The organism is Herbidospora sp. NBRC 101105, assembly GCF_030269205.1.
Classification (GTDB): Bacteria; Actinomycetota; Actinomycetes; order Streptosporangiales; family Streptosporangiaceae; genus Herbidospora; species Herbidospora solisilvae.
In genome coordinates this window covers 633602-657109 of the sequence record NZ_BSSX01000004.1, presented here as the reverse complement: position 1 = coordinate 657109, position 23508 = coordinate 633602, and the positions used below count along the sequence as shown (strand labels likewise).

25 protein-coding genes are annotated in these 23508 nt (G+C 70.2%); 15 read left to right on the top strand and 10 right to left on the bottom strand.

Annotated elements, in window-relative coordinates:
- Positions 1-134: 134 nt before the first annotated feature.
- Complete coding sequence (locus tag QSK34_RS20435; protein WP_285585835.1) at positions 135-401, bottom strand: hypothetical protein; 267 nt, start codon at positions 399-401, stop codon at positions 135-137.
- Between the two features lie 473 nt (positions 402-874).
- Between QSK34_RS20435 and QSK34_RS20430 the strand changes: the two genes are divergently transcribed.
- Positions 875-1918, top strand: a complete 1044-nt coding sequence (locus QSK34_RS20430) for a LacI family DNA-binding transcriptional regulator (RefSeq protein ID WP_285585834.1) — start codon at positions 875-877, stop codon at positions 1916-1918.
- A 7-nt stretch (positions 1919-1925) separates the two neighbouring features.
- Here the strand turns inward: QSK34_RS20430 and QSK34_RS20425 are convergent, their stop codons facing one another.
- The gene (locus QSK34_RS20425) at positions 1926-2738 is read right to left on the bottom strand and encodes an MBL fold metallo-hydrolase (protein WP_285585833.1); all 813 of its coding nucleotides are present in this window, start codon (positions 2736-2738) and stop codon (positions 1926-1928) included.
- A 330-nt stretch (positions 2739-3068) separates the two neighbouring features.
- Between QSK34_RS20425 and QSK34_RS20420 the strand changes: the two genes are divergently transcribed.
- From QSK34_RS20420 to QSK34_RS20400, 5 genes are all read left to right on the top strand, one after another.
- A complete protein-coding gene (locus tag QSK34_RS20420; RefSeq protein ID WP_285585832.1) occupies positions 3069-6383 on the top strand; it encodes a S8 family serine peptidase in 3315 nt (1104 codons plus the stop codon).
- Between the two features lie 107 nt (positions 6384-6490).
- The gene (locus tag QSK34_RS20415) at positions 6491-7978 is read left to right on the top strand and encodes a gamma-glutamyltransferase family protein (protein ID WP_285585831.1); all 1488 of its coding nucleotides are present in this window, start codon (positions 6491-6493) and stop codon (positions 7976-7978) included.
- A gap of 77 nt (positions 7979-8055) precedes the next feature.
- Positions 8056-8835: a maleylpyruvate isomerase family mycothiol-dependent enzyme gene (locus QSK34_RS20410; RefSeq protein ID WP_285585830.1), complete on the top strand. Its 780-nt coding sequence runs from the start codon at positions 8056-8058 to the stop codon at positions 8833-8835.
- Positions 8836-8886: 51 nt separating this feature from the next.
- Positions 8887-9879 carry a right-handed parallel beta-helix repeat-containing protein gene (locus tag QSK34_RS20405; protein WP_285585829.1) on the top strand — a complete coding sequence of 331 codons (993 nt, stop codon included), beginning with the start codon at positions 8887-8889 and terminating at the stop codon, positions 9877-9879.
- 31 nt (positions 9880-9910) lie between these two features.
- Positions 9911-10204 carry a PASTA domain-containing protein gene (locus tag QSK34_RS20400; protein ID WP_285585828.1) on the top strand — a complete coding sequence of 98 codons (294 nt, stop codon included), beginning with the start codon at positions 9911-9913 and terminating at the stop codon, positions 10202-10204.
- Positions 10205-10246: 42 nt separating this feature from the next.
- On the opposite strand, the gene QSK34_RS20395 is transcribed toward QSK34_RS20400, so the two are convergent.
- Positions 10247-10714, bottom strand: coding sequence for an SRPBCC family protein (locus QSK34_RS20395; protein ID WP_285585827.1), 468 nt, complete (start codon positions 10712-10714; stop codon positions 10247-10249).
- Positions 10711-11043, bottom strand: a complete 333-nt coding sequence (locus tag QSK34_RS20390) for a metalloregulator ArsR/SmtB family transcription factor (protein WP_285585826.1) — start codon at positions 11041-11043, stop codon at positions 10711-10713. The genes QSK34_RS20395 and QSK34_RS20390 overlap by 4 nt, the downstream gene beginning before the upstream one ends.
- Positions 11044-11107: 64 nt before the next feature.
- Here QSK34_RS20390 and QSK34_RS20385 point away from each other — a divergent pair, with 64 nt between their 5' ends.
- On the top strand, positions 11108-12208 hold the full coding sequence (locus tag QSK34_RS20385) for a carboxylate-amine ligase (protein ID WP_285585825.1): 1101 nt from the start codon (positions 11108-11110) through the stop codon (positions 12206-12208).
- Here the strand turns inward: QSK34_RS20385 and QSK34_RS20380 are convergent.
- Positions 12186-12500: a nucleotide pyrophosphohydrolase gene (locus tag QSK34_RS20380; RefSeq protein ID WP_285585824.1), complete on the bottom strand. Its 315-nt coding sequence runs from the start codon at positions 12498-12500 to the stop codon at positions 12186-12188. The two genes, QSK34_RS20385 and QSK34_RS20380, sit on opposite strands and share 23 nt — an antisense overlap.
- A gap of 9 nt (positions 12501-12509) precedes the next feature.
- Positions 12510-12983, bottom strand: a complete 474-nt coding sequence (locus QSK34_RS20375; protein WP_285585823.1) for an MSMEG_6728 family protein — start codon at positions 12981-12983, stop codon at positions 12510-12512.
- 66 nt (positions 12984-13049) lie between these two features.
- On the opposite strand from QSK34_RS20375, the gene QSK34_RS20370 reads away from it, so the two are divergent.
- Complete coding sequence (locus QSK34_RS20370; RefSeq protein ID WP_161482248.1) at positions 13050-13583, top strand: DUF6232 family protein; 534 nt, start codon at positions 13050-13052, stop codon at positions 13581-13583.
- A gap of 9 nt (positions 13584-13592) precedes the next feature.
- The gene (locus tag QSK34_RS20365) at positions 13593-13916 is read left to right on the top strand and encodes a hypothetical protein (protein ID WP_285585821.1); all 324 of its coding nucleotides are present in this window, start codon (positions 13593-13595) and stop codon (positions 13914-13916) included.
- Here the strand turns inward: QSK34_RS20365 and QSK34_RS20360 are convergent.
- Positions 13906-14790 (bottom strand): helix-turn-helix transcriptional regulator, encoded by an 885-nt coding sequence (locus QSK34_RS20360; protein ID WP_285585820.1) that lies wholly within the window; start codon positions 14788-14790, stop codon positions 13906-13908. The two genes, QSK34_RS20365 and QSK34_RS20360, sit on opposite strands and share 11 nt — an antisense overlap.
- Before the next feature lie 39 nt (positions 14791-14829).
- On the opposite strand from QSK34_RS20360, the gene QSK34_RS20355 reads away from it, so the two are divergent.
- Genes QSK34_RS20355 through QSK34_RS20335 form a run of 5 tightly spaced genes read left to right on the top strand, consistent with a single transcriptional unit; the run spans position 14830 to position 18229 of the window.
- Entirely contained in the window at positions 14830-15288 is a 459-nt protein-coding gene (locus QSK34_RS20355; protein ID WP_285585819.1) for a hypothetical protein, read from the top strand.
- Positions 15285-15728, top strand: coding sequence for a hypothetical protein (locus QSK34_RS20350; RefSeq protein ID WP_285585818.1), 444 nt, complete (start codon positions 15285-15287; stop codon positions 15726-15728). The genes QSK34_RS20355 and QSK34_RS20350 overlap by 4 nt, the downstream gene beginning before the upstream one ends.
- A 25-nt stretch (positions 15729-15753) precedes the next feature.
- Complete coding sequence (locus QSK34_RS20345; protein ID WP_285585817.1) at positions 15754-16146, top strand: VOC family protein; 393 nt, start codon at positions 15754-15756, stop codon at positions 16144-16146.
- Positions 16143-17078, top strand: a complete 936-nt coding sequence (locus tag QSK34_RS20340) for an NADP-dependent oxidoreductase (RefSeq protein WP_285585816.1) — start codon at positions 16143-16145, stop codon at positions 17076-17078. The genes QSK34_RS20345 and QSK34_RS20340 overlap by 4 nt, the downstream gene beginning before the upstream one ends.
- A 38-nt stretch (positions 17079-17116) precedes the next feature.
- A complete protein-coding gene (locus tag QSK34_RS20335; protein ID WP_285585815.1) occupies positions 17117-18229 on the top strand; it encodes an acyltransferase family protein in 1113 nt (370 codons plus the stop codon).
- On the opposite strand, the gene QSK34_RS20330 is transcribed toward QSK34_RS20335, so the two are convergent.
- Positions 18211-20466, bottom strand: coding sequence for a right-handed parallel beta-helix repeat-containing protein (locus tag QSK34_RS20330; RefSeq protein WP_285585814.1), 2256 nt, complete (start codon positions 20464-20466; stop codon positions 18211-18213). The two genes, QSK34_RS20335 and QSK34_RS20330, sit on opposite strands and share 19 nt — an antisense overlap.
- Before the next feature lie 175 nt (positions 20467-20641).
- On the opposite strand from QSK34_RS20330, the gene QSK34_RS20325 reads away from it, so the two are divergent.
- Complete coding sequence (locus tag QSK34_RS20325; RefSeq protein ID WP_285585813.1) at positions 20642-21007, top strand: hypothetical protein; 366 nt, start codon at positions 20642-20644, stop codon at positions 21005-21007.
- Here QSK34_RS20325 and QSK34_RS20320 read toward each other — a convergent pair.
- The gene (locus QSK34_RS20320; protein WP_285585812.1) at positions 20982-21323 is read right to left on the bottom strand and encodes a DUF742 domain-containing protein; all 342 of its coding nucleotides are present in this window, start codon (positions 21321-21323) and stop codon (positions 20982-20984) included. The genes QSK34_RS20325 and QSK34_RS20320 overlap by 26 nt on opposite strands.
- Positions 21320-23446 (bottom strand): sensor histidine kinase, encoded by a 2127-nt coding sequence (locus tag QSK34_RS20315; RefSeq protein ID WP_285585810.1) that lies wholly within the window; start codon positions 23444-23446, stop codon positions 21320-21322. The genes QSK34_RS20320 and QSK34_RS20315 overlap by 4 nt, the downstream gene beginning before the upstream one ends.
- Between the last annotated feature and the right edge of the window lie 62 nt (positions 23447-23508).

The window sequence follows — 23508 nt, the reverse complement described above, 5'->3', positions numbered from 1 at the left end:
CCGGCGGGTTGGTGGTCCTCACAACCGGTCGTCGGCTTTCACCTGGTCAGGCCGGGTGGTGGCCGGTGAATTCTGTTAGCGATAACATTCAGCGCCGGAAAGCGCCCGGCGGAATATTGCCGTTCGTGCGGCGCTCAGACGCGGAAGCGCCTGCACCGGTGGGGTGCGAACGTGGCCGGCGTGGCCGCGTCGCGCTCGGGGACCGTCTCGGGGCCGGTCTCGGCGGCGGCCTGGTGTGCGTCCGCCGAGTCGCCCCGCCTGTCTGTGGCGGGGGTGGCGCGGAGATAACCGCCGGTCGGCGGGGTGGTCGCCGGGACGCCGGCGGTGCGGGCGTGGATGACGGCGAGGCTGGGGGTTCGTCGTGAAGAGGGCGCGATGGTCAGGATCGCGGTGGGGAGCATGCCGGTTCCTTGGGGGGTGAGGAGTCAGCAGGTAGGGCGGTCGGGACGACGCAGATGATCACCGAAAATCTGTTATCGCTAACATTCGTGATCTCAGAGATCCATGGTCTGCTCCTGCGGGGGTTCGCGGGTCGCCTGAGTACACCCAACTGCCGATTCGGCGTCAACAGTGCCGCCACCCTCGCTGAGCTGGGCATTACCGGCAAGACAGCGCCCGGCCTGCTCATTCGCCCTGAGGGGGGCCGCACCTTTCGGTCCGTGCATGTGAAAATTTCATAGAAGTTACCAGTTGGCAACCGTAGATTTCCGCGAGGGTTCGGACGGATGTCAGGGAGGGTCCGGGCAGGTCGCTAAAAAGTTTCAGGCAAATTGCGAAAAGTTTCGGCCGACGGGCCTCGCGGCGATGGGAACGGTTGGCACCAGCAGCGCAAACGACGCCGCGTGACGTCCGAAAACACCCATAGAATTCCGCTATGACCTCGACCGACGATGCCCCCCACGCCGGTCCGGCGTCCTCCGAAGCCCTGACTCTCTCACAACTCGCCGAGATGGCCGGCGTCTCGGTCGCCACCGTCTCCAAAGTCGTCAACGGACGTTCCGAGGTCGGCTCCGACACCCGGGCGCTGGTCGAGCGCCTCATCCGGGAACACGGTTTCCGGCGGCAGCGCCGCCGGGTGAAGCCCGCCGGCCTGATCGAGCTCGTCTTCCACGAACTGGCGGGCGACTATCCGATAGAGATCGTCAAGGGCGTGAAGTCGGTGGCCGGGCAACACGGCCTGAGCGTGGTGGTCTCCGAGCTCGGCGGTCGGCACGTCCCCGGTCAGCAGTGGATCCAGGACGTGCTCAGCCGCCGTCCCGCCGGTGTCATCACGGTCTTCTCCGGGCCGACCGAGGAGCAGCGTGTGCTGCTCGCGACCCGTGAGGTCCCGCTGGTCGTGCTCGACCCCGCCGGAGACCCCGGCCGGGGGGTGCCGTCGGTCGGCGCGACCAACTGGAGCGGCGGGCTGGAGGCCACCCGCCACCTCCTCGAACTGGGGCACCGGCGGATCGCCATGATCACCGGCCCCGGCTTCGCCCTCTCCAGCCGGGCCCGCCTCGACGGCTACCGCGCCGCCCTCGACGCCGCCGGCGTGCCCGTCGATCCCGACCTGATCTGCCACGGCGACTTCCAGGTCGACGACGGCGTCGTGCACACCCAGCGGCTGATGGAGCTGCCGCAGCCGCCCACCGCGATCTTCACCGCCAACGACGGGCAGGCGATCGGCGTCTACCACGCCGCCCACCGGCTGGGCCTGCGCATCCCCGACGACCTCAGCGTGGTCGGCTTCGACGACATGCCTCCGTGGAGGTGGGCCATCCCGCCGCTCACGACCGTGCGCCAGCCGTTGACCGAGATGGCGGCGACGGCAGCGCTCATGCTGATCCACCTCGCCGAGGGGGAGCCCCTCCTCCAGCGGCGGGTGGAACTCGGCACCGAACTGGTGGTCCGGGGGAGCACCGCCCCGCGCCGGGGCTGAGCACCCGTCACTTCCGCAACGACGACCAGGCGCCGTGGCCGGCCACGCGGAGCACGGCCGACAGGCCGGCCTCGTCGAAGGCGGTCTCCACCTCGGCCCGGCCCTCGGTGAAGTGCGTCCACCCGTCGTAGTGGGCGGGGAGCACCACGTCGACGTCCAGCACGGCGGCGGTCGCGGCGACCCGCCGGGCGTCCATCGACACCGGGCGTTCCCGGAACTTGCCCGTCACCCGCGCCGCCCCCGCGTTCAGCACCGCGGCGTCGATCTCCGGCACCCGGCGGGCGATCTCGCCCACGGTGCGCATCGAGGCGTTGTCGCCGCTCACGTAGACCGTCGGCAGGCCCCGGCCCGACAACACGAACCCGGTCACCTCGCAGTTGACGAAGCCGTCGGCGTCGCGTTCGCCGTCCTCCGGGCCGTGGACGGCCGGCACCGCCAGCACGAACAGGTCGCCGCCGCCGTCGGGACGCGGCACGGTGAAGGTCGTCCAGGGCGCGAGGCCGGTCGCGCCCAGCCGGACGGCGGCGCCCGGCGTCGTCAGCGTGAGGACCGCCTCGGAGGCGAAGGCGCGGCCCCGGTCGTCAAGGTTGTCAGGATGCGCGTCATGGCTGACCAGCACCATGTCGACGAAACCCAGTCCCGTCTCATCGACCACAGGGGGAAGGGTTTTGGTCAGGTAGCCGTGCGGTCCGGGAGCGTCGAAAGTGGGATCCACGACTATCCGCAGGCCACCCATGTCGATGACGGTCGTCGGACCGCCCAGAACCGTCGCCGCGCACTCTTGCCTCGGCAGGTTCTGCTCATTACCTCGCTCGCTCACGGTCCAATGCTGCCGGTCGGCGTGTCCCCCCAGTGGCCGACACACCGCCCTGGTCGACCACCGAACCGCAGGTGGAAGGCCATTTATCAGCTAAAGCGCGCGGCGTCCCAATCTGGACAGCCCACTTGGCAATATCTCATCTAGCGGGACAAATAAGAGCTAACTAAACTCCCTGACAGATCGGAACGTTCTAAGCCGAACGGTCCGGTTATCGTCAACCAACCGGGGAGGGTTGCAGCCCTTTTGCGCGTCCATTTTCGGACGCTGCCCGGGGGGTGGCGCGATTCCTCCTTGTGCGGTGACGAGTCCCCCAGCACCCATGGAGGTTTCGTGTCAAGGTTAAGACTGACCGTCGCCACGGCCGCCGCAGTCGGCCTGGTGGCTGCGTTGGTCCCGGCGGGTTCGGCGATCGCCGAACCCACCCCGACTCCCACGCCCTCGTTCACCGCCGTCCCGCTGACCGACCCCGAGGTGGTCACCGGGGCCAAGTCGCTGACCGGCCAGCTCGCCAAGAGCGACGAAGCGCTGCTCAAGGCGACCTCGACGAAACCGGTGAACGTCGTCGTCAAGCTCGACTACGACTCGCTCGCCGCCTACAAGGGCGGGGTCAGCGGATACGCCGCGACCAGCCCCAGCGCCACCGGCAAGGGGCTCGACCCCGAGAGCGCCGCGGCCGAGAAGTACGTCAAGCACATCGAGGGAATCGAGAACAAGTTCCTGGCCGCGCTGCCGGGCGAGGTCGCGGGAGCCAAGGTCGGCCAGAAGCTCCGCACCGTCTACGGCGGCGTCGCGCTGACCGTCCCGGAGAACGAGGCCAAGGACCTGCTGAAGCTGCCCGGTGTGGCGGCGGTGCAGCGGGACGGCCTGGAGCAGCCGCTGTCGACCGACGAGAGCGAGGCCATCGACGCCACGCCGGTCTACAACAGCCTCGGCGGTGCGCCGAATTCGGGCAAGGGCGTCATCGTCGGCATCCTCGACTCGGGCCTCTGGCCGGAGCACCCCATGATGGCCGACAGGCCCGGCCTCCCGACGCCCCCGGCCAAGGCCGACGGCACCCCGCGGACCTGTGACTTCGGCGACAACCCGCTGACCCCGGCGGCCGACGTCTTCGTCTGCAACAACAAGCTGATCGGCGGCGAGCCGTTCCTGGACACGTACAACCTCGTGGTCGGCGGCGACGTCTACCCCGACTCGGCGCGTGACTCCAACGGCCACGGCACCCACACCGCCACCACCGCCGCCGGCGGTCCGGTCGCGGACGCCAACCCGCTCGGCATCTCACGCGGCGCGACCCACGGCATCGCCCCGGCCGCGCACGTCTCCGTCTACAAGGTCTGCGGCGCCGAGGGCTGCTACCAGACCGACTCGGCCGCGGCCGTCGGCCAGGCCATCCTCGACGGCGTCGACGTGATCAACTTCTCGATCTCCGGTGGCGCGAACCCGTACACCGACCCGGTCGAGCTCGCGTTCCTCGACGCCTATGCCGCGGGCGTGTTCGTCGCCGCCTCGGCCGGCAACGCCGGTCCCGGCGCGGCCACGACCGACCACCGCTCGCCGTGGGTGACCACCGTCGCGGCCAACACCCAGAAGCGCACCTTCGAGTCGACCATCACCTTCAGCGGTGGCGGCCCGACCATCAAGGGCGCCTCGATCACCGCCGGCGTTCCCTCGGCGACCCCCGTGGTGCTGGCCTCGGCGCCGCCGTACAGCGACGCGCTCTGCCTCACCCCCGCGCCTCCCGGCCTGTTCAGCGGGAAGATCGTGGCGTGTGAGCGCGGCCCGAACCGGGTGCTCAAGGGCTTCAACGTGAAGCAGGGCGGCGCGGTCGGCATGATCCTGTACAACAGCACGCCGCTCGACGTCATGACCGACAACCACTGGCTGCCGACCGTCCACATCGACAAGCCGGCGACCGACGTCCTGCTCGCCCACCTCGCCGCCACTCCCGGGGCGACGGCGACCTTCACGCAGGGCACCAAGACCAACTGGCAGCGCGACGTCATCACCACGTTCTCCTCGCGCGGCCCCGGCGGCGACTTCCTCAAGCCCGACGTCACCGCGCCCGGTCTGCACATCCTCGCCGGTCACACCCCGACCCCCGAGTCCCCGCTGGAGGGCCCGCCCGGGAACCTCTACCAGGTGATCGCCGGCACCTCGATGTCGTCCCCGCACGTCGCGGGCGCGGCGGCGCTGGTGTTCGCGGCCAACCCCGGCTGGACCCCCGGCCAGGTCAAGTCGGCCCTGGAGACCACCGCCCGCACCAACGTCACCAAGCAGGACCGGGTCACCCCGGCCGACCCGTTCGACATGGGCGGCGGCCGCATCGACCTGAGCCAGGCGTACAACTCGGTGCTGACCATCGACGAGACCGCGGCCGACTTCGCGATCTCCGCCGACGACCCGCTGAACCGCATCGACCTGAACATCCCGTCGGTGAACGCGCCCACGATGCCGGGCCAGATCACCACCACGCGCACCGTCAAGAACGTCACTGGCGAAGAGGTCGAGTACACCTCGCGCGGCAAGACCACCACCGCCGGCACGCACATCACCGTCACGCCGGAGCGTTTCACCGTCCCCGCGGGCGGCACCAAGGAGCTGACCATCACGATCAGCGCCCCCGACGTCCCGGACGGCCAGTACTTCGGTGAGATCGACCTCCGCCAGGAGGACGGCAACAAGGACCACCGCATCCCGGTGGCCTTCTACCGCCAGGAGGGCGCGATCCCGGTCGACCAGACCTGCGCCCCCTCGACCATCGCCAAGAACGCCGAGTCGACCTGCACCGTCACCGTCTCGAACGGCACCCTGAACGACACCGAGGTCACCGCCACCAGCGTGCTCGACGGCCGCCTGCGGCTGAACAGCGTGACCGGCGCGACCCAGGTGAACAGCCAGGAGGCCACGGTCACCACCACGCTCGACGGCCGCCAGCCCGACGCGCCGGTGATCACCCCGGGCGGTCTGTTCGGCTACCTCCCGCTCGACGCGTTCGGCACCACGCCGACGCCGGTGGGCGACGAGCAGGCCGTGAACTACAACGTCCCGGCCTACCGGTTCGCCGGTCAGACGTTCACCCGGATCGGCATCACGTCCAACGGCTACCTCGTGGCCGGCGGCACCAACGGCTCGGCGGACATCCAGTTCAGCCCGCAGACGCTGCCCGACGACACCCGCCCGAACGGCGTGCTCGCGCCGTTCTGGACCGACCTCGACGGCACCGGCGCCCCCGGTGTCTACGCGACCACGCTGACCGACGGCGTGTCCGACTGGATCGTGGTCGAGTGGCGCCTGCGCCTCTACGGCACCAACACGCTCCGCACCTTCCAGGCGTGGATCGGCGTCAACGGCGTCGAGGACATCAGCTTCGCCTACCCGGGCCCGCTGCCCTACCCGGGTGACGCCTACGGCCTGACCGTGGGCGCGGAGAACTCCGACGGCACCGCCGGCAGCCAGATCCCGGCGGGCACCGGAGTGACGTCCGACTACACCATCACCAGCACGCCCGGCGCCCCGGGCGAGACCCTCACCTACACGATGAAGGTCAAGGGCGCCATCACCGGCGTCGGCTCGGTGACGACCTCGGTCGTCACCGACCAGGTCAAGGGCGTCACCGTGGAAGTCGACAAGATCACCGTCCAGTAGCACCGGAGCGGTGGGCGGGCCCGGCGGTTCTCCGCCGGGCCCGTTTCTCTTGCAGGGGCGCATCGTAGAGTCCTGCTATGACTTCCACCCGGTATGCACCAAACGGCATGGTTTGCACCATTGACCACCTCGCGTCGGCCGCGGGTCTGGTCGTACTGGAGAAGGGCGGGAGCGCCGCCGACGCGGCGGTGGCGGCGAACGCGGTGCTGGCGGTCACCGCGCCGCACATGTGCGGCCTGGGGGGTGACCTGTTCGCCCTCGTCCACGACGGATCGGGGGTGCACGCCCTGAACGCCTCCGGACGCGCCGGCAGCGGCGCGGACCCCGCCCGGTTGCGGGCGGAGGGGCATGACCGGATGCCGCACCTGTACGACATCAGATCGGTCCCCGTGCCCGGATGCGTCGACGGCTGGCTCGCCCTGCACGGCAGGTTCGGCCGGTTGCCGCTCGCCGAGGTGCTGGCCCCGGCGATCCGCCTGGCGGCCGACGGCTTCCCGGCCTCGCCGCTGCTGGCCCCCGGCGCCTCGTTCATCGGCACGATGCAGAGTGACTACGCCCACGTGCGGAACGTCGGCGACCCGATCAGGAGGCCGGGCGCGGCCCGGGTGCTGGAGGCCGTCGCCGAGACCGGCCGGGCGGGCTTCTACCAGGGCGAGTTCGGTGAGGGCCTGCTGCGGCTCGGCGACGGCGAGTACACACCCGACGACCTCGCGCGGGACCAGGCCGAATGGGTGACGCCGCTGTCGGCGGGCGTCTTCGGCCACGGCGTCCACACCATTCCGCCCAACTCCCAGGGCTACCTGCTGCCGCTCGCCCTCAAGATCCTGGAGGGCCTCGACGTCCCGGCCGACCCCGCCGACCCGGCCTGGGCCGCTCTGCTGATCGACGTGGCCGTGGCCGCGGGGCACGACCGGCTCGACGTCCTGTACGAGAACGCCACCGCCCCCCTCGACACCGCCGAGGCCCGCCGGGCCCTGGTCGGCACTCCGGGCCTGACCGCTCCGGCGAAGAAGGGCGACACCACCTACCTCTGCGCCGTCGACGCGGACGGCATGGGCGTCTCGCTGATCCAGTCGAACGCGGCCGGGTTCGGGAGCCTCCTGTTCGAACCGTCGACCGGGATCAACCTGCACAACCGCGGCATCGGCTTCTCCCTGGCCGAAGGCCACCCGGCCGAGTACGGCCCCGGACGCCGTCCGCCGCACACCCTCGCGCCCGCCCTGATCACCCGCCCCGACGGCTCGCTGCGCACGGTCATCGGCACCATGGGCGGCGACGCCCAGCCGCAGATCCTCCTGCAACTGGTGACGCGGCTGCTCGTCCACGACCAGACCCCCGGCGAGATCATCGACGCCCCGCGCTGGGTGCTCGGCTCGGAGACCGGTTTCGAGACCTGGCGGAGCACCGAGCAGGTCGTCGAGGTCGAGGACGGCGCCCCCTGGGAGGCGGGCCTGGCCGAGCGGGGCCATCGGACCGTGCGGGAGAACTACGGCGACGGGTTCGGGCACGCCCACCTGATCGACGTGCTGCCCTCCGGCGTGCTGGCGGGGGCGGCCGACCCCCGGGCGAAGATCGGCGCCGCCCTCGGACGGTGAAACAGGGATGATCCGTGAGGTTCGTGGCGTTCGCGTTGTCGACGCCACTTACCCCGCGTACACGGAGAACCCCACTCATGACCGACCAGGCGACCAAGACCCTGCGTTCCACCTTCGACGAGCTCGCCGCGCAGGTCCGCGCCTTCGCCCCGGAGGACCTCGTCCGCCAGTCGGGTGCCTCCGACTGGGACGTCTCCCAGGTGCTCAGCCATCTCGGCAGCGGCGCCGAGATCAACCTCGCCGCCCTCGAAGGCGCCCTGAACGGCACCGGCTCCCCGGAGAACGACACGATCCGCGCCATCTGGGCCCGCTGGGACGCGATGTCGCCCGCGGAGCGCGCGAACGCCTTCCTCGACGCCAACGAGAACCACATCGCTCGCCTGGAGGGCCTCGACCCGGCGACCCGCGAGAGCCTGCGCATCGCCCTGTGGTTCCCGATCGACCCGCTCGACGTGGAGACCTTCGCCAAGTTCCGGCTGAGCGAGCTCGCCCTGCACGCCTGGGACGTCCAGGTCACCTTCGACCAGGCCGCCGGGTTGCGCCCGGACGCCACCGACATCCTGCTCGACCGGATCGGCGGCATGCTGGGCTGGACCGCCAAGCCCGACCGGCTGGGCCGCGCGGCCACGCTGGCCGTCCACGTGACCGCGCCCGAGCGGTCGTTCGGCCTGGTGATCGGGGAGCAGGCCGAGATCGTGGACGTCCCGGCCGAGCCCGACGCGGTGCTGACCGCCCCGGCCGAATGGTGGTTGCGGCTGGTGACCGGGCGGCACGCGCCCGAGCACACCCCGCCGGTCGTCGAACTCACCGGTTCGATCACTTTGGCGGAACTCCGACAGGTTTTCCCCGGCTTTTGATCATTAGAGCGGGCCGGCGAAACTTGTGACACCTGTGACTCCACTGACAGGATGGTCAAGGTGGAGATCAGATATGCGGTGGGCGCGTTGCTCGTGGCCGCCAGTGGTGTTTTAGTCGCCGGCCCAGCTCAGGCTGCGCCGACCGGCCCGGGGATGGTGAAATGCCCGCCCGCGACGAAGACCGTGGGCACCGCGAGCCAGCTCAAGACCGCGCTCGCCAAGGCGCGGCCGGGTGAGGTGATCAAATTGCGGCCCGGCCTCTACCGGGGCAATTTCGTCGCCCAGAAATCGGGCACGCAGAGCCGCCCCATTTTCGTCTGCGGCACCGCCGGATCGGTCATCGAGGGCGGCGGCCCGAAGGGCGGTTACGGTTTCCACATCAACAAGGGGAACTACTGGCGCCTGATCGGCTTCACCGTCAGGAACAGCCAGAAAGGCGTGATGGCCGACCGCACCCGCGGTTCGGTCATCCAGTCGCTGACCGTGCACTCCATCGGCGACGAGGCCATTCACCTGCGCGATTTCAGCACCAAGAACATCGTCCAGTACAACCGCATTTACAACACCGGTCTGCGTAAACCGAAATTCGGCGAGGGCGTCTACATCGGCACCGCCGAGTCGAACTGGAAGAAATACACCGGCGGCCGGATGGACCGCAGCGACGGCAACTGGGTGCGCGGCAACGAGATCAAATCGACCGCCGAGGCGATCGACGTCAAAGAGGGCACCAGCGGCGGCTGGATCGTCGGCAACGTCTTCGACGGTTCCGCGCTGGTGAACGACGGCACCAACGATTCCTGGGTCGACGTCAAGGGCAACGGCTACGTCATCGAGAACAACCGGGGCCGCCGGACGCCGCTCGACGGATTCCAGACCCACGAGATCGTCGACGGCTGGGGAACCGGAAACATCTTCCGGCGGAACGTCATCAACCTCTCCGGCGCGAAGGGTGTCGGAATCAACGACACCGTCGGCGGAAACACCATCGCGTGTGACAACAAGGTGACCGGCGGGCCACTACTCAAAAAGGGTGCATGTTCGTAATAGCCACTTACGATCGGGTTCGGGAGGTTGCATGAACCTGATCGAAGTGGAAGTCCCGGACTTCCGGGGCATGCAGGCACTCAACGCATGGCTGGTGGGTCACGACGCGGGCGTTCTCCTGATCGGCCCGTCCCCCGACGGCCCCGAATCGGTCATGCACGGCATCGTGACCAGACAGGAACCACTTCCCGGCGCCCGGGTGTCGCGCTGGGGCACCGTCAAGGTGTGGATGAGAGACGGCGGTGGCGGCTCGGCGGGAGTCCGTGAACCGCGCACCCCGAAACCGCCGGCCGGCGGACTGGCAGAGGAACCACCGGACCACTGAGACGACCAAGACGGGGAGCCGCGGCTCCCCGTCTGTTTCATTTCAGCCCAGGCCGTCGTAGTAGGGCTTCATCGCCGGGTAGTAGTCGGCGAAATCCGGTGCGGGCGCCCCTTCGCGGGCCGCCACCAGGCAGTCGAGGTAGTACTCCCAGCCCGGCCCCACCTCCCCGGCGCTCGCCGGGTCGATCCTCTGGTGCACGAACAGCAACTCGGTCACCCCGTCGGTCTCGGTGACGGTCAGCTCCACGTGCCAGGCGCCGTGTTCGTCGAGCGACGAGAGGGCCAGCCGCCGGGGCGGCTCGCAGGCCTCGACCCGCACGTCGACCCAGGGCGCCCCCTCCTCGGAGGTGAGCTGGATCTGGATCATCGGGTCGGCGTCGCCCCGCCAGGGGCCGAACCACCGGGCGGTGCGCTCCGATTCGGTGATGCTCGCCCACACGTCGGCGGCCGGGGCCTTGAAGGTGCGGATCAGGTGAAGGTCGGCGCCGAGAAGGCGGCCGGTCGGGTTCACGCGGTCTCCCTGTTGTCGCGGCGGGCCCGGTAGACCTCGGTCTCCAGCGCGTCGAGGCGCTGCTCCCAGCCCGCGGGTGTCATGAGGTCGGTCAACCATCGGTGCAGTTCGGTGAGGCCGCCGGGGTTGAGCGAGTAGTAGCGGTGCCGGCCGGACAGATCGTCGTCGACCAGCCCGCTCTCCCGGAGCACCCGCAGGTGCCGGCTGACGGCGGGCCGGCTGACGGGGAACCGGGCGGCGATCTCACCGGCGGTGAGCCGCTCGTCACGCACCATACGCAGAATCGCCCGTCTGATCGGGTCGGCGATCGCCTCCGCGGCCTGGTCCATACGAAAAAGCGTAACTCATAGGTTACGCGTTACATAACCCTCGCAGAGGGGGTAGGGGACCGCCATGGGCCGGACATTCGGTGTCGAAGAAGAGTTCCTGCTGGTCGACGGGGTGACGGGAGAACCCGCCCCCGAGGTCGAGAAGGTGCTGGCCGACGCGGGCCCCCATCCCGGCCCCGGCGGCGCCTTCAGCGCGGAGTTGTTCCAGACCCAGGTGGAGGCGGCCACCGGCGTCTGCGCCGACCTCCCCGACCTGCGCGACCAGCTCTCGGGCGCCCGCACCCGCCTGGCCGAGGCCGCCCACGCCCACGGCCTGCGCCTGGTCTCGGTCGGCACCCCCGTGCTCCCCGGCTCCACCCCGCCCGTCTCCGAGGGCGACCGCTACGCCGACATCGTCGAGGCCCACCGGGCGACGATCAGCGACTACCAGTGCTGCGGATGCCACGTCCACGTGGGCGTGCCCGACCGCGAGACCGGGGTGGCGGTGCTCAACCACGTCCGTCCGTGGTTGCCCACGCTCGTGGCTCTGGGGGCCAACTCCCCGTACGACAAGGGCCGCGACTCCGGCTTCGCGAGCTGGCGGATCGCCGAACAGCTGAGATTCCCCGGCGCCGGCCTGCCGCCCCGCTTCACCGACCTCGCCCACTACGACGAGACCGTCGCCCAGTTCGTCGAGTGCGGCGTCCTGGTCGACCCGGCCATGACGTTCTGGGTGGCCCGCCTCGGCGTCCGCACCCCCACCATCGAGATCCGCGCCGCCGACGCGGCCGGTGCCGTGGACGACGCGATTATGCAGGCGCTACTGACCCGCGCCCTGGTGACGACCGCGCTGACCGACCTGGCGGCGGGCCGGGAAGGCCCCGACCTGCCCGAGCCCGTCTGCACGGCGGCCCTGTTCAACGCGGCCCGCAACGGGCTGGCCGGGGCCGGTATCTGCCCGGCCGAGGGGCGCGAGGTCCCGGCGACGGAACTGGCCGACCGGCTGCTGGCCCACGTACGCGACGCGCTGGAGGAGTCGGGGGAGATCGGCGAGGCGCGGCGGCTGCTGGAGTGGATCCGGCGGGAGGGCACGGGGGCCGACCGGCAGCGGCGGGCGGGACGGCGGGGACCGAAGGCGGTCGTCGAGATGCTGGCCCGGCAGACTACGCCGTCGGCGGATACCTGATCTCGACCTCGGACATCTTCGTGTGGATGGCGTCGATCAGGTCGACGCCGAGGACGTCGGCCAGCCGGATCAGGTAGGTCGCCACGTCGGCCATCTCCGACTTCACCCGGCCCAGTTCCTCCTCGCCCAGCGACGCCGACTCCTCCGGCGTGAGCCACTGGAACTCGGCGAGCAGTTCGCCCGCCTCTCCCGCCAGCGCCATCGCGAGGTTCTTCGGCGTGTGGAAGGACTCCCAGTCGCGGGCCGCCGCGAAGGCCCGCAGGCGGGCCGCCACCTGTTCGATCTCCGTCACGCCACCAGGCTAGGGCCGGTCGGAATCGGGCCAGACATAGGGGAGATCGTCGGGTTCGTCGCCGAACAGCGGGCGGTAGAAGAGCGGGTCCTTGCGCAGCAGGGCCGACCGGTGGCTCAGGTGGAAACCCGGGTCGCCGAGCCACGGCGGCAGCTCGCCGGCTTCGGCCAGGGCGGCCTGGGAGCGGATGGTCTCGACGCCGGTGAATCGGACGAGGTCCTGCCGCAGCGTGGCGGCGCAGGTGTCGGCACGGCCGGTCGAGCACCATCGGTCGCAGATCTCCAGGCCGTACCGGACCAGCGCCTCCTCGTAGCCCCGCCACATCCTGGCCGCCGGGTGGTGCCGCCAGCCGTAGTCGTCGATGGACGTCGCGCGCAGCACCTGGATGGCCTCGACCCGCTGTTTGCCCAGGCGGCGGTCGTCCAGGACCTCGGCGGTCGCGGTGAAGTCGGCGTAGGGCAGGAAGGTCTGCACCGGGTTCACGCTAGAACGAGATGAGTAGGGGGCTACTCAAGCGCGCCGAGGAGAACGGCGCCGACCATGGCGGGCATGGCCAAGAAAAAGGTCGGCGAGATTCGGATCAGCAAGCGGATCGTGCGGATCGGGCACGAGGTGTATCCGCTGGCGAACATCTCCCGTGTGCAGACGTTGCGGATCGTCTACAAGGGACGGCTCTCCACCTTCCATCCTCTCGGTCAGCTCGTGGTCGTGGCGGCGCTGGCGGCCGCGGCGGCGTTCGTGGCCGAGGAGGTGTTCCCCGAGGCGCGGGAGTACCTGCCCGTCGCGCTCGCCGTCGCCGGGGTCTGTGGCGGGCTGCTGGCGATTCAGTTCCTCTACCGGCTGATCTTCCGGCGGAACAGGTACGCGCTGACGATCGAGACCGCCGGGACGCAGTACACCGCCCTGTGGGGCACCGACCTGGAGGAGATCCGCCGCATCGAGGGTCTCGTCGTGGCCGCGATCGAGGACCCGCCGCCCACGGAGAGGTCGTACACGTTCAACAGCCCCGTGTACGTCGGCAACACCTTCGGGCGGGACACCTTCAACGTCAGCGGCAGTGGCCGTGCGACCGTCAACAACTAGGAGCCGGGGATGGGCGACACCTACTACGGTCGCGACACCTTCAACGTTCACGACCAGGGCAATGTGACCGTCAACAACGGCTCGGTCGACGTGAGCGCGGCGGTGGCCGAGCTGCGGGCGCTGATCGCGGAGCTCGGCCGGGCCGGGGCCATCGCCCCCGACGGGTCGGTCGCCGACCCGGGGGCCGTGGTGGCGGCCGTACAGGAGCAGCCGGGACGGCTGAGGGCGCTCGCGACGGCGGTCGCGGGCGGCGCGCAGGACGCCGTGTTGTCGATCGTTCAGGGGGGCGTGGCGTCGCTGATCGTGGCGCTGGTGTCGCGGGCTACGGGGTAGGGCGGTAGAGCGCGGCCACCTCGGCCGCCAGCCGGGCCACCTCGTCGCGCAGTTCCCGGGGTTCGAGCACCTCGACCGACGGGCCCTGCGACAGGAAGTGGCGGGCCGCCTTCGGGATCGACTCGATCGGGACGGTCCGCTCGGCGCCGTCGACCCGGACGACGGCCTCGCCCTGCTGCAGGAAGGCGTGGAACCGTTCCTGATGGTCGCGCCAGTAGGCCGGGAGGTCGAAGTCGTCCGGCGGCTCGAACTCCTCGGCCGAGGTGCGCAGCGCGAGGATCTGGTCGACCCGGTAGGTACGCGGCCCCGGCCCGGCCACCAGGTACCAGCGGCCCGCCTTCAACACGAGCCCGTACGGCTCCAGCACCCGATCGACCTCCTCGGGCGCCTTCCACCTGCGGTAACGCACGTGGAGCAGGCGTCCGCGCCAGACGGCGTCGGCGACCGCGCCGAGGAACGGGACCGAGGTGTCCCTGGCGTACCACCCGGGCGCGTCGAGGTGGAAGCGGGCCCGCATGCGGTCGGCCTGGGCGCGCAGGTCGGGCGGCAGGGCGGCGCGCAGCTTGAGCTGGGCCCCGGCCAGCGCGTCGCCCATGCCGAGTTCGCCCGCCGGGCCGGGCAGGCCCGACAGGAACAGCGCCTCGGCCTCGGCCGGGTTCAGGCCGGTCAGGTGGGTGCGGTAGCCGGCGACGAGCTGGTAGCCGCCCTGGTGGCCGGCGTCGCCGTAGATCGGGACGCCCGCGGCGTGCAAGGCCTCGACGTCGCGGTAGACGGTGCGCACCGAGACGTCGAGCTCCTCGGCGAGCTGGGCGGCGGTGCGGCGGCCCTTCGTCTGGAGCAGCAGCACCATCGCGAGCAGTCGGCTCGACTTCACTGACACACCTTGGCAGTGGAGCCTCCTTATCGTCCAGGCATGGTTTTCGCGGAGAAGATCCTCACCGTGCCGCCGCCGATCGAGGTCGGCGGACGCCACGTCAAGCGCTACCACGTGGGCTCCCCGGAACCCCACGTGGAGAGGGCCGCCTACGCGCTGCTGCCCGACCTGCTGCCCGAACCCGACGGCACCCCGCCCGCCTCGTTCGTGGTGCTGCACCGGGGCGGCGACACCGGCGCCTATCTGAACGTCTACTCCTGGGCCTGGGACAACGCCCTGCGCTTCACCGGCGCGGCCGGGGGCCAGCGCTTCCTCGGCTGCCCCGACGACGACCCGGCCCACTTCGTGCGGCTGGCCCCCGACTTCATCGGCTGCGTCTACGAACTGCCGCCGATCACCCATGAGCGCGACGCCTGGGTACGGCACGTGCTCGCCCCCGAACGGCCCGACCTGGCCGCCTACCTGACCGACTCGCTCCCCGAAGGGATGACCGGATGACCGGCTTCGACTTCCTCATCGGCGACTGGACCGTCGCCAACCGCCGCCGCCTGAACTACGTCGACCCCGACAGCGCGTGGGAGGAGTTCACCGGCCACTCGACCTGCCGCCCGCTGTTCGACGGCTCGGCCAACATCGACGAGATGGTCTGCCTGACCTTCAGCGGCATCACCCTGCGCCTGTTCGACGTCGAGAGGAAGGAGTGGTCCCTCTACTGGTCGAACTCCCGGTACGGCGTGCTCCAGCCTCCCGTCGTCGGCACCTTCACCGGAGGCGTGGGCGAGTTCTTCGGCCGCGACCACTACGCCGGCGAGGAGATCGACGCCCGGTTCATCTGGAACGCCATCACCCCCGAGTCGGCCCACTGGGAGCAGGCCTTCTCCCGGGACGGCGGCGAGACCTGGCTGACCAACTGGACCATGGACTTCACCCGCCGTTAGATCATCGACGGGTAACGTGGATCATGTGACTGAGGTTCGGGAACTGCGGCTGGTCGTGACGGCCGAGAACTACGACGAGGCCCTTCACTTCTACCGCGACGTGCTCGGCCTCCACGAGATCGCCGACTTCTCCTCCGACGACGGCCGGGTCCGCCTGCTGTCGGCGGGCCGGGCCACCGTGGAGATCGTCGACGTCCGCCAGGCGCAGTTCATCGACCGCGTCGAGGTCGGCCGGCGGGTGGCCGGGCACATCAGGGTCGCCCTGGAGGTCCCCGACACCGAGTCGACGACGGCGCTGCTGGAGGAGCACGGCGCCGACGTGCTCGCGCCGCCCACCCGCACCCCGTGGAACTCGCTCAACGCCCGGCTGACCGCCCCCGACGGGCTGCAACTCACCCTGTTCGAGGAGCTCGGATGAAAGCGATCAGCCAGGACACGCTGGGCGGGCCCGAGGTCCTGCACGCCGTCGACCTGCCCAAACCGGTGCCCGGAACGACCGAGGTGCTGGTCAGGGTGCACGCCGCCGGGCTCAACCCGACCGACTGGAAACACCGCTCGACCGGTTATCTGATCGGCGAACCGCCGTTCGTCCTCGGCTGGGACGTCTCGGGGGTCGTCGAGGCGGTCGGCAGAGGGGTGGCGATCTACAAGCCGGGCGACGAGGTCTTCGGCATGTTGCGCTACCCCGTCGGACACGGCGCCTTCGCCGAGTACGTCGCCGCGCCGGCCCGCACCTTCGCCCCCAAACCGGCCGCGCTCGACCACGTCCAGGCGGCCGGGGTGCCGCTGGCCGGGCTGACCGCCTGGCAGGCGCTGGTCGACGTCGCCAAGGTCCGCGAGGGCGACGAGGTGCTGGTGCACGCTGCGGCCGGTGGCGTCGGGCACCTGGCGGTGCAGATCGCCAAGGCCCGCGGGGCCTACGTCTACGGCACCGCCAGCGCGGCCAAGCACGACTTCCTGCGCCACCTCGGCGTCGACGAGGTGATCGACTACCGGTCGACCGACTTCACCACCGTGTGCGACGGGCTCGACGCCGTCATCGACACCATCGGCGGCGACTACGGGCCGCGGTCGCTCACGGTGCTGCGGCCCGGCGGTGTCCTGGTCTCCCTGGTCGCCTCCATGGAGGTCGCCGACTTGCGGGATCAGGCCGTCGACCAGGGCGTGCGGGTCGAGTCGATGATCTGCGAACCCGACCTGTCGGCGCTGAAGAGCCTCGCCGCGCTGATCGACGCCGGGCGGCTGCGGGTCGCGATCGCGGCGGTCTTCCCGCTCGACGAACTCGGCAGGGCCATGGAACTGGGCGAGTCCGGCCGCACCACGGGGAAGATCGTTCTCACCGTGCCCTGATCTGGCGCGCGGCCACTCCAGGGCCGACACTGGCGGACATGGTCACCCAGACGTCCACCCGACGACCGGAACTCGATCTGATCCGGACCGTCGTGGTCTTCGGGCTGATCTTCGGCCACGCGGCGCTGGTGTTCGACGCCGACGACGACTTCTACGTGAAGAACGCCGACACCACCTCCATCACGACGATCCTGGCCGGGTTCGTGGTCATCTGGGCGATGCCGGCGCTCTTCCTCGTCTCGGGTGTGGCGGCCTTCCACTCGCTGCGCAAACGCGGCGCGGGCGGCTTCGTGAAAGACCGGTTGCTGCGCCTCGGCCTGCCGCTCGTCGTCGCCGTCGTGACGATCGTGCCGATCCCGCAGTGGATCAGGTCCGGGATGACCCAGAGCTACTGGGCGTTCCTGCCGGAGTTCTTCGACGTCCACCTGAACCTCGCCGACTTCCCCTTCGTGCTGGACGGCGAGCACTTCGAGGTCGGCCACCTGTGGTTCGTGGTCATGCTGGTCGCCTGGTCGCTCATCCTGGCCGCGACCGCGCGCTGGATCCCGTCGGACTACGGCTTCCTCGCGCGGCGGGGCTTCGTCCTGCTGCCCTTCGTGCCGATCTCGCTGATCTGCGCCCTCTTCGGCCTTGAGCAGGAGTTCGCGGCCTGGAACCGGTGGGCCTACCTGCTGTTCTTCGTGTACGGCTACATCGTCGCCGCCGACGACCGGCTGAGGGCGGCCATGCGGCGAGACGCCCCTCTCGCCGCCCTGATCGGCGGCGTCCTCTTCCCCGTGGGGGCGATCGGCTTCCTGCTCGTCCCCGGCGACCCGATGACCGACATGGTGCCGGCCCACGTCGCCGCCAGAGCGCTCTACGGCGCGGCCTCCTGGTGCCTGTGCGTGGCCATCCTGGGTTTCCTCGACCGGCGCACCTGGACCGAACAGGGCGGCTACCTGATGACCGCCGCCCTGTTCGTCTACATCGTCCACCAGCCCGTCGTGGTGGTGGCCGCCTACCACGTGGTGCGGTGGCAGGCGCCGATCCCCGTCAAGTACGCCGCCGTCGTCGCGGTGTCGTTCGCGGTGACGCTGGCGGCGTACGAGATCGTGCGGCGGGTTCCCTACCTGCGGGAGCTGTTCGGAGTGCGTCAGGCCGGGCGGGCGTAGAAGGCGATGTGCTCGTACGTCCACCCGTCGGCGACCGCCGCGTCGCGGGCCTGCGGGCCGACGACGTAGTTGTGGTAGGCGCCCTTCCTGAGGCGGTAGACGGCGATCGTGCCCGGGGTGTTCTGGTTGACGGCGTAGAAGGTGACGCCCTCGTAGACGTAGCCCGAGCGGTTCACCGCGTTGTCGCGTTCGACGGTGTTGCGGGCGAACAGGCGGTCACCCGTGGTCGGGTGGACCAGCCGGTGGATGGGCACCAGGCCGGTGGCCGCGCGCCCGGAGACGAACAGCGTCACCCCCTGGTCGACGTAGCCGTAGCGGGCCACGGCCTTGTCGGCCTCGCCTCTGCTCAGGGTCAGCAGTGAGTGGCCCTCGGTGGGGTGCGTGACGACGTACAACTGCCTGCGCAGCAGATCCAGCACCGGCGCGACCGTCTGCGACGGCGACGGGGAGGGCGTCGGCGAGGGGGACTTCGACGGCGTGACGGACGGACTGGCGCTCGGCGAAGCAGTAGGCGTGGGCGTGGCAGTGGGTGTGGGAGTGGGGGGCGTGGTCGCCACGCTCGGGCCGCGTAACACGCCCAAGGGGACCTTCTTGCCGGGGTCGACGCCGATCGCCGCGGCGACGTCCTCGGGCAGCGGGGCGCCGGCCGAGGCCGCCGGGGAGCCCGACTTCAGCTTGTAGTCGCCGCCGGCGAAGAAGCCCTCCGTGCCCTCCTGGTAGTGGGCGTTGTTCTCGCGGCCGGTGGACCTGAGCTGGGTCAGGCTGGTGAACGCCTGGTCGTTGCCGGCCGGGAGCGCCCACTTCGCCACCTGGGAGGCGGTCGTCGGGCGGTAGTAGCCGTTGTTGTCCATCTGCCCGGCCGGGATCATCTTCGCCGCGCCGACCCGCTTGCCGGACGACGCGCTGTTGGCGTCCACCGTGTCCACGAGGGCGCCCCCGCCGGAACGGCCGGAGAAGATGTTGTTGATCAGGGTCACGTCGGCGGTGTCCCAGGTCACCCCGCGCGCCACCGCGTCGGGGGCGGGACAGTTGTCGGCGTTGCAGCGGTCGAGATGGGGCCGGGGGTCCTCGGCGACCTGGATGGGCGAGGCGTTGTCGGCCATGGTGTTGTTGTAGACGCGGACCTTGTTCGAGCCGCTGATCTTGAGCCCGAACTGCCCGTTCCCGGCGAGCAGGTTCGAGGCGATCAGCGCACGCGAGGACACCTCGTAGTACATGCCGTGCTTGGCGTTGCCCCGGGCCACGTTCCGGACCAGCCGCACGTTCTCGCACGACAGGTCGCACCAGAATCCCGCGCCCTGGTTGCCGTCGAACACGTTGTCGCGGATGTTGGCGTTGACGAGGAAGGTCGCCTTCATCCCGGCCCCGGCGAGGCTGGAGACCGCCACCAGGCCGATCTTCTCGGTGTTGTTGCCCGAGACGACGTTGCCGTACATCGTGAGGTTGGCGGCCTTGTGGGAGCTGACGCCCGTGAAGCCGTTGCCGGTGATCGTGTTCCCGGCCAGGCGCATGTCGTTCGCGAGCGCCGACACCCCGGCCGCCGCGTTGAGGGTGATCGTGTTGTCCTCCAGCACGACGCCCCTGGCCTGGGAGATGATCGCGGCCGGCTTCTTGCGGTAGTCCTGGCTGGTCGCGTAGTGGGCGAAGCCGAGGCCGCGCAGCACGGAGTTCTCCGAACCGGGCAGGAAGTGCACGGCGTACGGGATGGAGGCCAGTTCGACCCGCGCGCGGGCGGGGTCGCTGCCGACGTAGACGGTGCCGCGGCCGTCCCAGTAGAACGTGCCGTCGGTGACGGCCGCGCGGGAGGTCACCTGCTGGAGCGGCTTGCCGCCGTAGAAGGCCATCTCCGGGTCGCCGCCGACGGTGTTGCCCGTGGTGATGTCAGGCGGGTACACGCAGGCGCTCCGGCAGATCTGCGGGTTCCAGCCGTCGAGGCGCCAGGCGGTGCCGTCGCGGACGAACTTGGCGGCCGGGATGTCGGTGCTGCCCTTGAACCAGGCCTGCTCCCCGGGCGACGACTGGATCGTCACCGGCTTGGCGATGCTGCCCAGGGACTCCCGGTACTCGCCGCCACGCAGGATGATGGTCGTCATCACCCCGCCCTTGGCACGCTTGAGGGCGGCGGCGACGGTTCGCAGCGGCGCGCCCTCGGTTCCCGGGTTGGCGTCGTCGCCCGTGCTCGCCGACACGTGGATCGCGTCTGACGCGGGCGGGGCCGCGATCGCCTGAGTGGCCACGTCGACTCCGATCGCGCCGCTGACGGCAAGCGAACAGATGACGAATCTTCTATAACGAAGAGGCATAGGCCCTTTCATACCGAGAGGGTCGTGATCGTGTACACAGAAGTTACAAAAACGGCCTGAGTCCCTCAGGTCACAGCGAATGCCTGTATTAACGAGGATTAACCGAGCCGTGCACGACGATCTTCTCCGGGCCGTCATGGCCGCTGCCAGCGCTTTTTCCGAGGCCGGTCGCGACCTTTACCTCGACTTCCATCCCGACGTCCGGCGCTGGTCGCCGATCACCGATCTCGTGGGCACGGTGCGCCTCGGGGTTTCGTACACCCTTCCCGACGGCCGCGAACTGGTCTGTGAGGTGCGGCTTCGCCCCGACGGTCCCGTTTGGACCGTGAACGGTACGGTCGACCTCGACGGCGAGGAGTTACTTCTGTTACCCGAAGGTCCGGCGGACCTGCTCGGCGACTACACCGAGCAGGTGCTCGAACCGGCACGACGGCATCTCGACGAGGCCCTCAGAGGGCTCGCAAACCCTGGATGACCTCACGCAGGATCCGCTCCTCCGGCAGCTGGGCCACGGTGGCCTGCGCGCGGGCGCTGATGACGTTCCGGTCGCGCAGACCGCTCAGCAGGATCCTGACCACGTTCAGCGACAGGCCCACGTCGGAGGCGAGGTCGGCGACCGACGAGGGCGACTGGCAGATCCGGACGATCCGGAGCTCCTCCGGGGTGAGCCCCCCGAGCGGCGCTCCCGGCACCGCCCGGATGATCGTCATCAGCTCGAACTCCGGCCCGGTGGGCCGGGTCCTCCCCCGGGTGAGGGTGTACGGCCGCAGCAGAGGTGGTTCTTCGGTCACGCTTCGTCTTCCTCCGCTCGGCGCCAACCGGCCTGGAAGGAAGAGTACAAGTCAGACTTGCCCTGCTCCTCCCGCAGTTGTGGCGCCAGGTTCGCCTGGCGGACCCGTCGGGGCAGGTCGGTCTCGGCCGTGGTCTGGGCGCCCGACGAGTGCCGGCCCGACACGGGCGACAACACCGGTCCCTCATTCGGCTGGGCCGGCACCAGGCGCTCGGCCGCCGCGATCTGCGCGGGGTCGGGCACGACCACCATCTCGGCCGGGATCAGCACGATGGCCGTGGTGCCGCCGTACGGCGACGGCCGCAGGTTGACCGTGATGTCGTGCCGCTTGGCCAGCCGTCCGACGACGAACAGGCCGAGGCGGTCGCTGTCGGCCAGGTCGAACTCCGGCGGATCGGCCAGCCGCTCGTTGATGGCGGCCATCTCCTCGGAGCTCAGCCCGAGCCCCCGGTCCTCGATCTCCAGGACGAACCCGCGCGCCGCCAGGTCGCCGTGGACGGTGACCCGGGTGTGCGGCGGGGAGTAGATCGTCGCGTTCTCGACCAGTTCGGCGATCAGGTGGATGGCGTCGGTGACGGCCGGGCCGACCAGCTTGGCGTGGTGCGGCACGTTGACGTCCACCCGCAGATAGTCCTCGACCTCCTCGACCGAGGCGCGGACCACGTCGAACAGGGCGACCGGTTCCCGCCAGCCGCGCCCCGGGACCGCGCCCGACAGGATGATGAGGCCCTCGGCGTGCCGGCGCATGCGGGTGGTCAGGTGGTCGAGGCCGAAGAGCTGCTCCAGCAGGTTGGGGTCCTCGGTCTGCCGCTCCAGGCCGTCGAGGATGCCGAGCTGCCGGTGCAACAGCGATTGGTTTCTGCGGGCCAGGTTCAGGAACACCTTGTTGACGCCCTGCCGCAGCTGCGCCTGGCCAACCGCCGCTTGGACGGCGGTCGACTGCACCGACGTGAAGGCGTTGGTGACCGTGGCGACCTCGGCGGTGTTGCCGGGCACCTCGACCGGCGGGGTCTCGGCCTTGACGTCGACGTCGTCACCCCGGCTGAGCCGCCGCACGATGTCGGGCAGCCGCCGGTCCGACAGGTCGACGGCGGCGTTCTGCAGCGCGCCGAGCTCGGCGGAGATCCGGCGGCCGAACCTGACCGACACCAGCAGCGTGACCACGACGGCGATCAACCCGACGACGGCGAGCACGCCGAGCCGGATGAGCACGTTCATGACGGCCGGCTGCATGCGGTTGCCGATCTCGACGCTGGCCTGGCCGCCCAGCTTGTCGAGGGTGATCGAGAGGGCCTCGGTGGTGGCCTGCCAGCGGCCCGCCTCCGGCGGCAGCGGCGCCTCGGGCCGGATCTTGTCGCGGACCGCCCCTTCGAGCTTCACGAAGTCGAGGTAGGCCGGGGACCCGTTCAGCTTCACGTACGGGTCGCGCATCGAGCCTTCGAGGCCGCTGAAGCCGAGGCTGTAGAGCAGGGAGCGCTTGGCGGCCATCTCGACGAACACGTCCTGCTCGCGTTCGCTCATCCGGCCGGTGCCCAGGGTGCCGGCGAGCAGCGCCGACTGCTGACTGACGATCTCGCGGGCCCGCCCGACCAGCACGACCGCCTTCGTCTGGCCGATCAGGTCGAGGTCGGGGGCGATCATCATGCGGTCGTACACTTGCCAGCCGACCTCGGCGATCTCGCTGTACTGCGTGAGGGCGTCGAGGCGGCCGATCTCCCGGTTCTCCACCTGGCTGCGCAGCCCGTCGAGCCGGTCGAGCTGCCGGAGCAGTTCCTGTACGCGGTCCCAGAGCGCCGGCGGCGCGTACTCGCGCCCGGAGACGGCGTGCCCGGCGAGGCCGGCCGCGATCTCGTCGGTGCGCTTCTGCTGGGCGTCGAGGTCGGCGTGGAAGGAGGAGCCGCCACCGAGGTAGGTGACCGACATCAGGCGCTCGTGCTGTAACTCGGTCAGCACGGCGCGTGAGGGCAGGACGATGTGCTCATAGACCATCCCGACGCGGAGGTATTCCCGGCCGGATGTGAGGGTAATAGCCGCGGTCAACGCCCAGATGACCGCGAGAGCGGTCACGGGGGCGAGCAAGACCGCGAAGATCTTGAACCGGATGGAGCGTTTGCGGCCAGCCATGGGACCTCAGCAGAGGGCGAACACATGCGTTAATAGTGGCGAAACAATAGCAACGCGTGAGC

Coding starts and splice junctions, on each gene's coding strand:
- QSK34_RS20340 (WP_285585816.1), top strand. CDS start 16,143: ATGAAAGCGATCAGCCAGGACACGCTGGGCGGGCCCGAGGTCCTGCAC.
- QSK34_RS20315 (WP_285585810.1), bottom strand. CDS start 23,446: ATGGCTGGCCGCAAACGCTCCATCCGGTTCAAGATCTTCGCGGTCTTG.
- QSK34_RS20400 (WP_285585828.1), top strand. CDS start 9,911: ATGAACCTGATCGAAGTGGAAGTCCCGGACTTCCGGGGCATGCAGGCA.
- QSK34_RS20365 (WP_285585821.1), top strand. CDS start 13,593: ATGGGCGACACCTACTACGGTCGCGACACCTTCAACGTTCACGACCAG.
- QSK34_RS20335 (WP_285585815.1), top strand. CDS start 17,117: ATGGTCACCCAGACGTCCACCCGACGACCGGAACTCGATCTGATCCGG.
- QSK34_RS20410 (WP_285585830.1), top strand. CDS start 8,056: ATGACCGACCAGGCGACCAAGACCCTGCGTTCCACCTTCGACGAGCTC.
- QSK34_RS20350 (WP_285585818.1), top strand. CDS start 15,285: ATGACCGGCTTCGACTTCCTCATCGGCGACTGGACCGTCGCCAACCGC.
- QSK34_RS20435 (WP_285585835.1), bottom strand. CDS start 401: ATGCTCCCCACCGCGATCCTGACCATCGCGCCCTCTTCACGACGAACC.
- QSK34_RS20430 (WP_285585834.1), top strand. CDS start 875: ATGACCTCGACCGACGATGCCCCCCACGCCGGTCCGGCGTCCTCCGAA.
- QSK34_RS20405 (WP_285585829.1), top strand. CDS start 8,887: ATGGTCAAGGTGGAGATCAGATATGCGGTGGGCGCGTTGCTCGTGGCC.
- QSK34_RS20385 (WP_285585825.1), top strand. CDS start 11,108: ATGGGCCGGACATTCGGTGTCGAAGAAGAGTTCCTGCTGGTCGACGGG.
- QSK34_RS20355 (WP_285585819.1), top strand. CDS start 14,830: ATGGTTTTCGCGGAGAAGATCCTCACCGTGCCGCCGCCGATCGAGGTC.
- QSK34_RS20390 (WP_285585826.1), bottom strand. CDS start 11,043: ATGGACCAGGCCGCGGAGGCGATCGCCGACCCGATCAGACGGGCGATT.
- QSK34_RS20370 (WP_161482248.1), top strand. CDS start 13,050: ATGGCCAAGAAAAAGGTCGGCGAGATTCGGATCAGCAAGCGGATCGTG.
- QSK34_RS20415 (WP_285585831.1), top strand. CDS start 6,491: ATGGTTTGCACCATTGACCACCTCGCGTCGGCCGCGGGTCTGGTCGTA.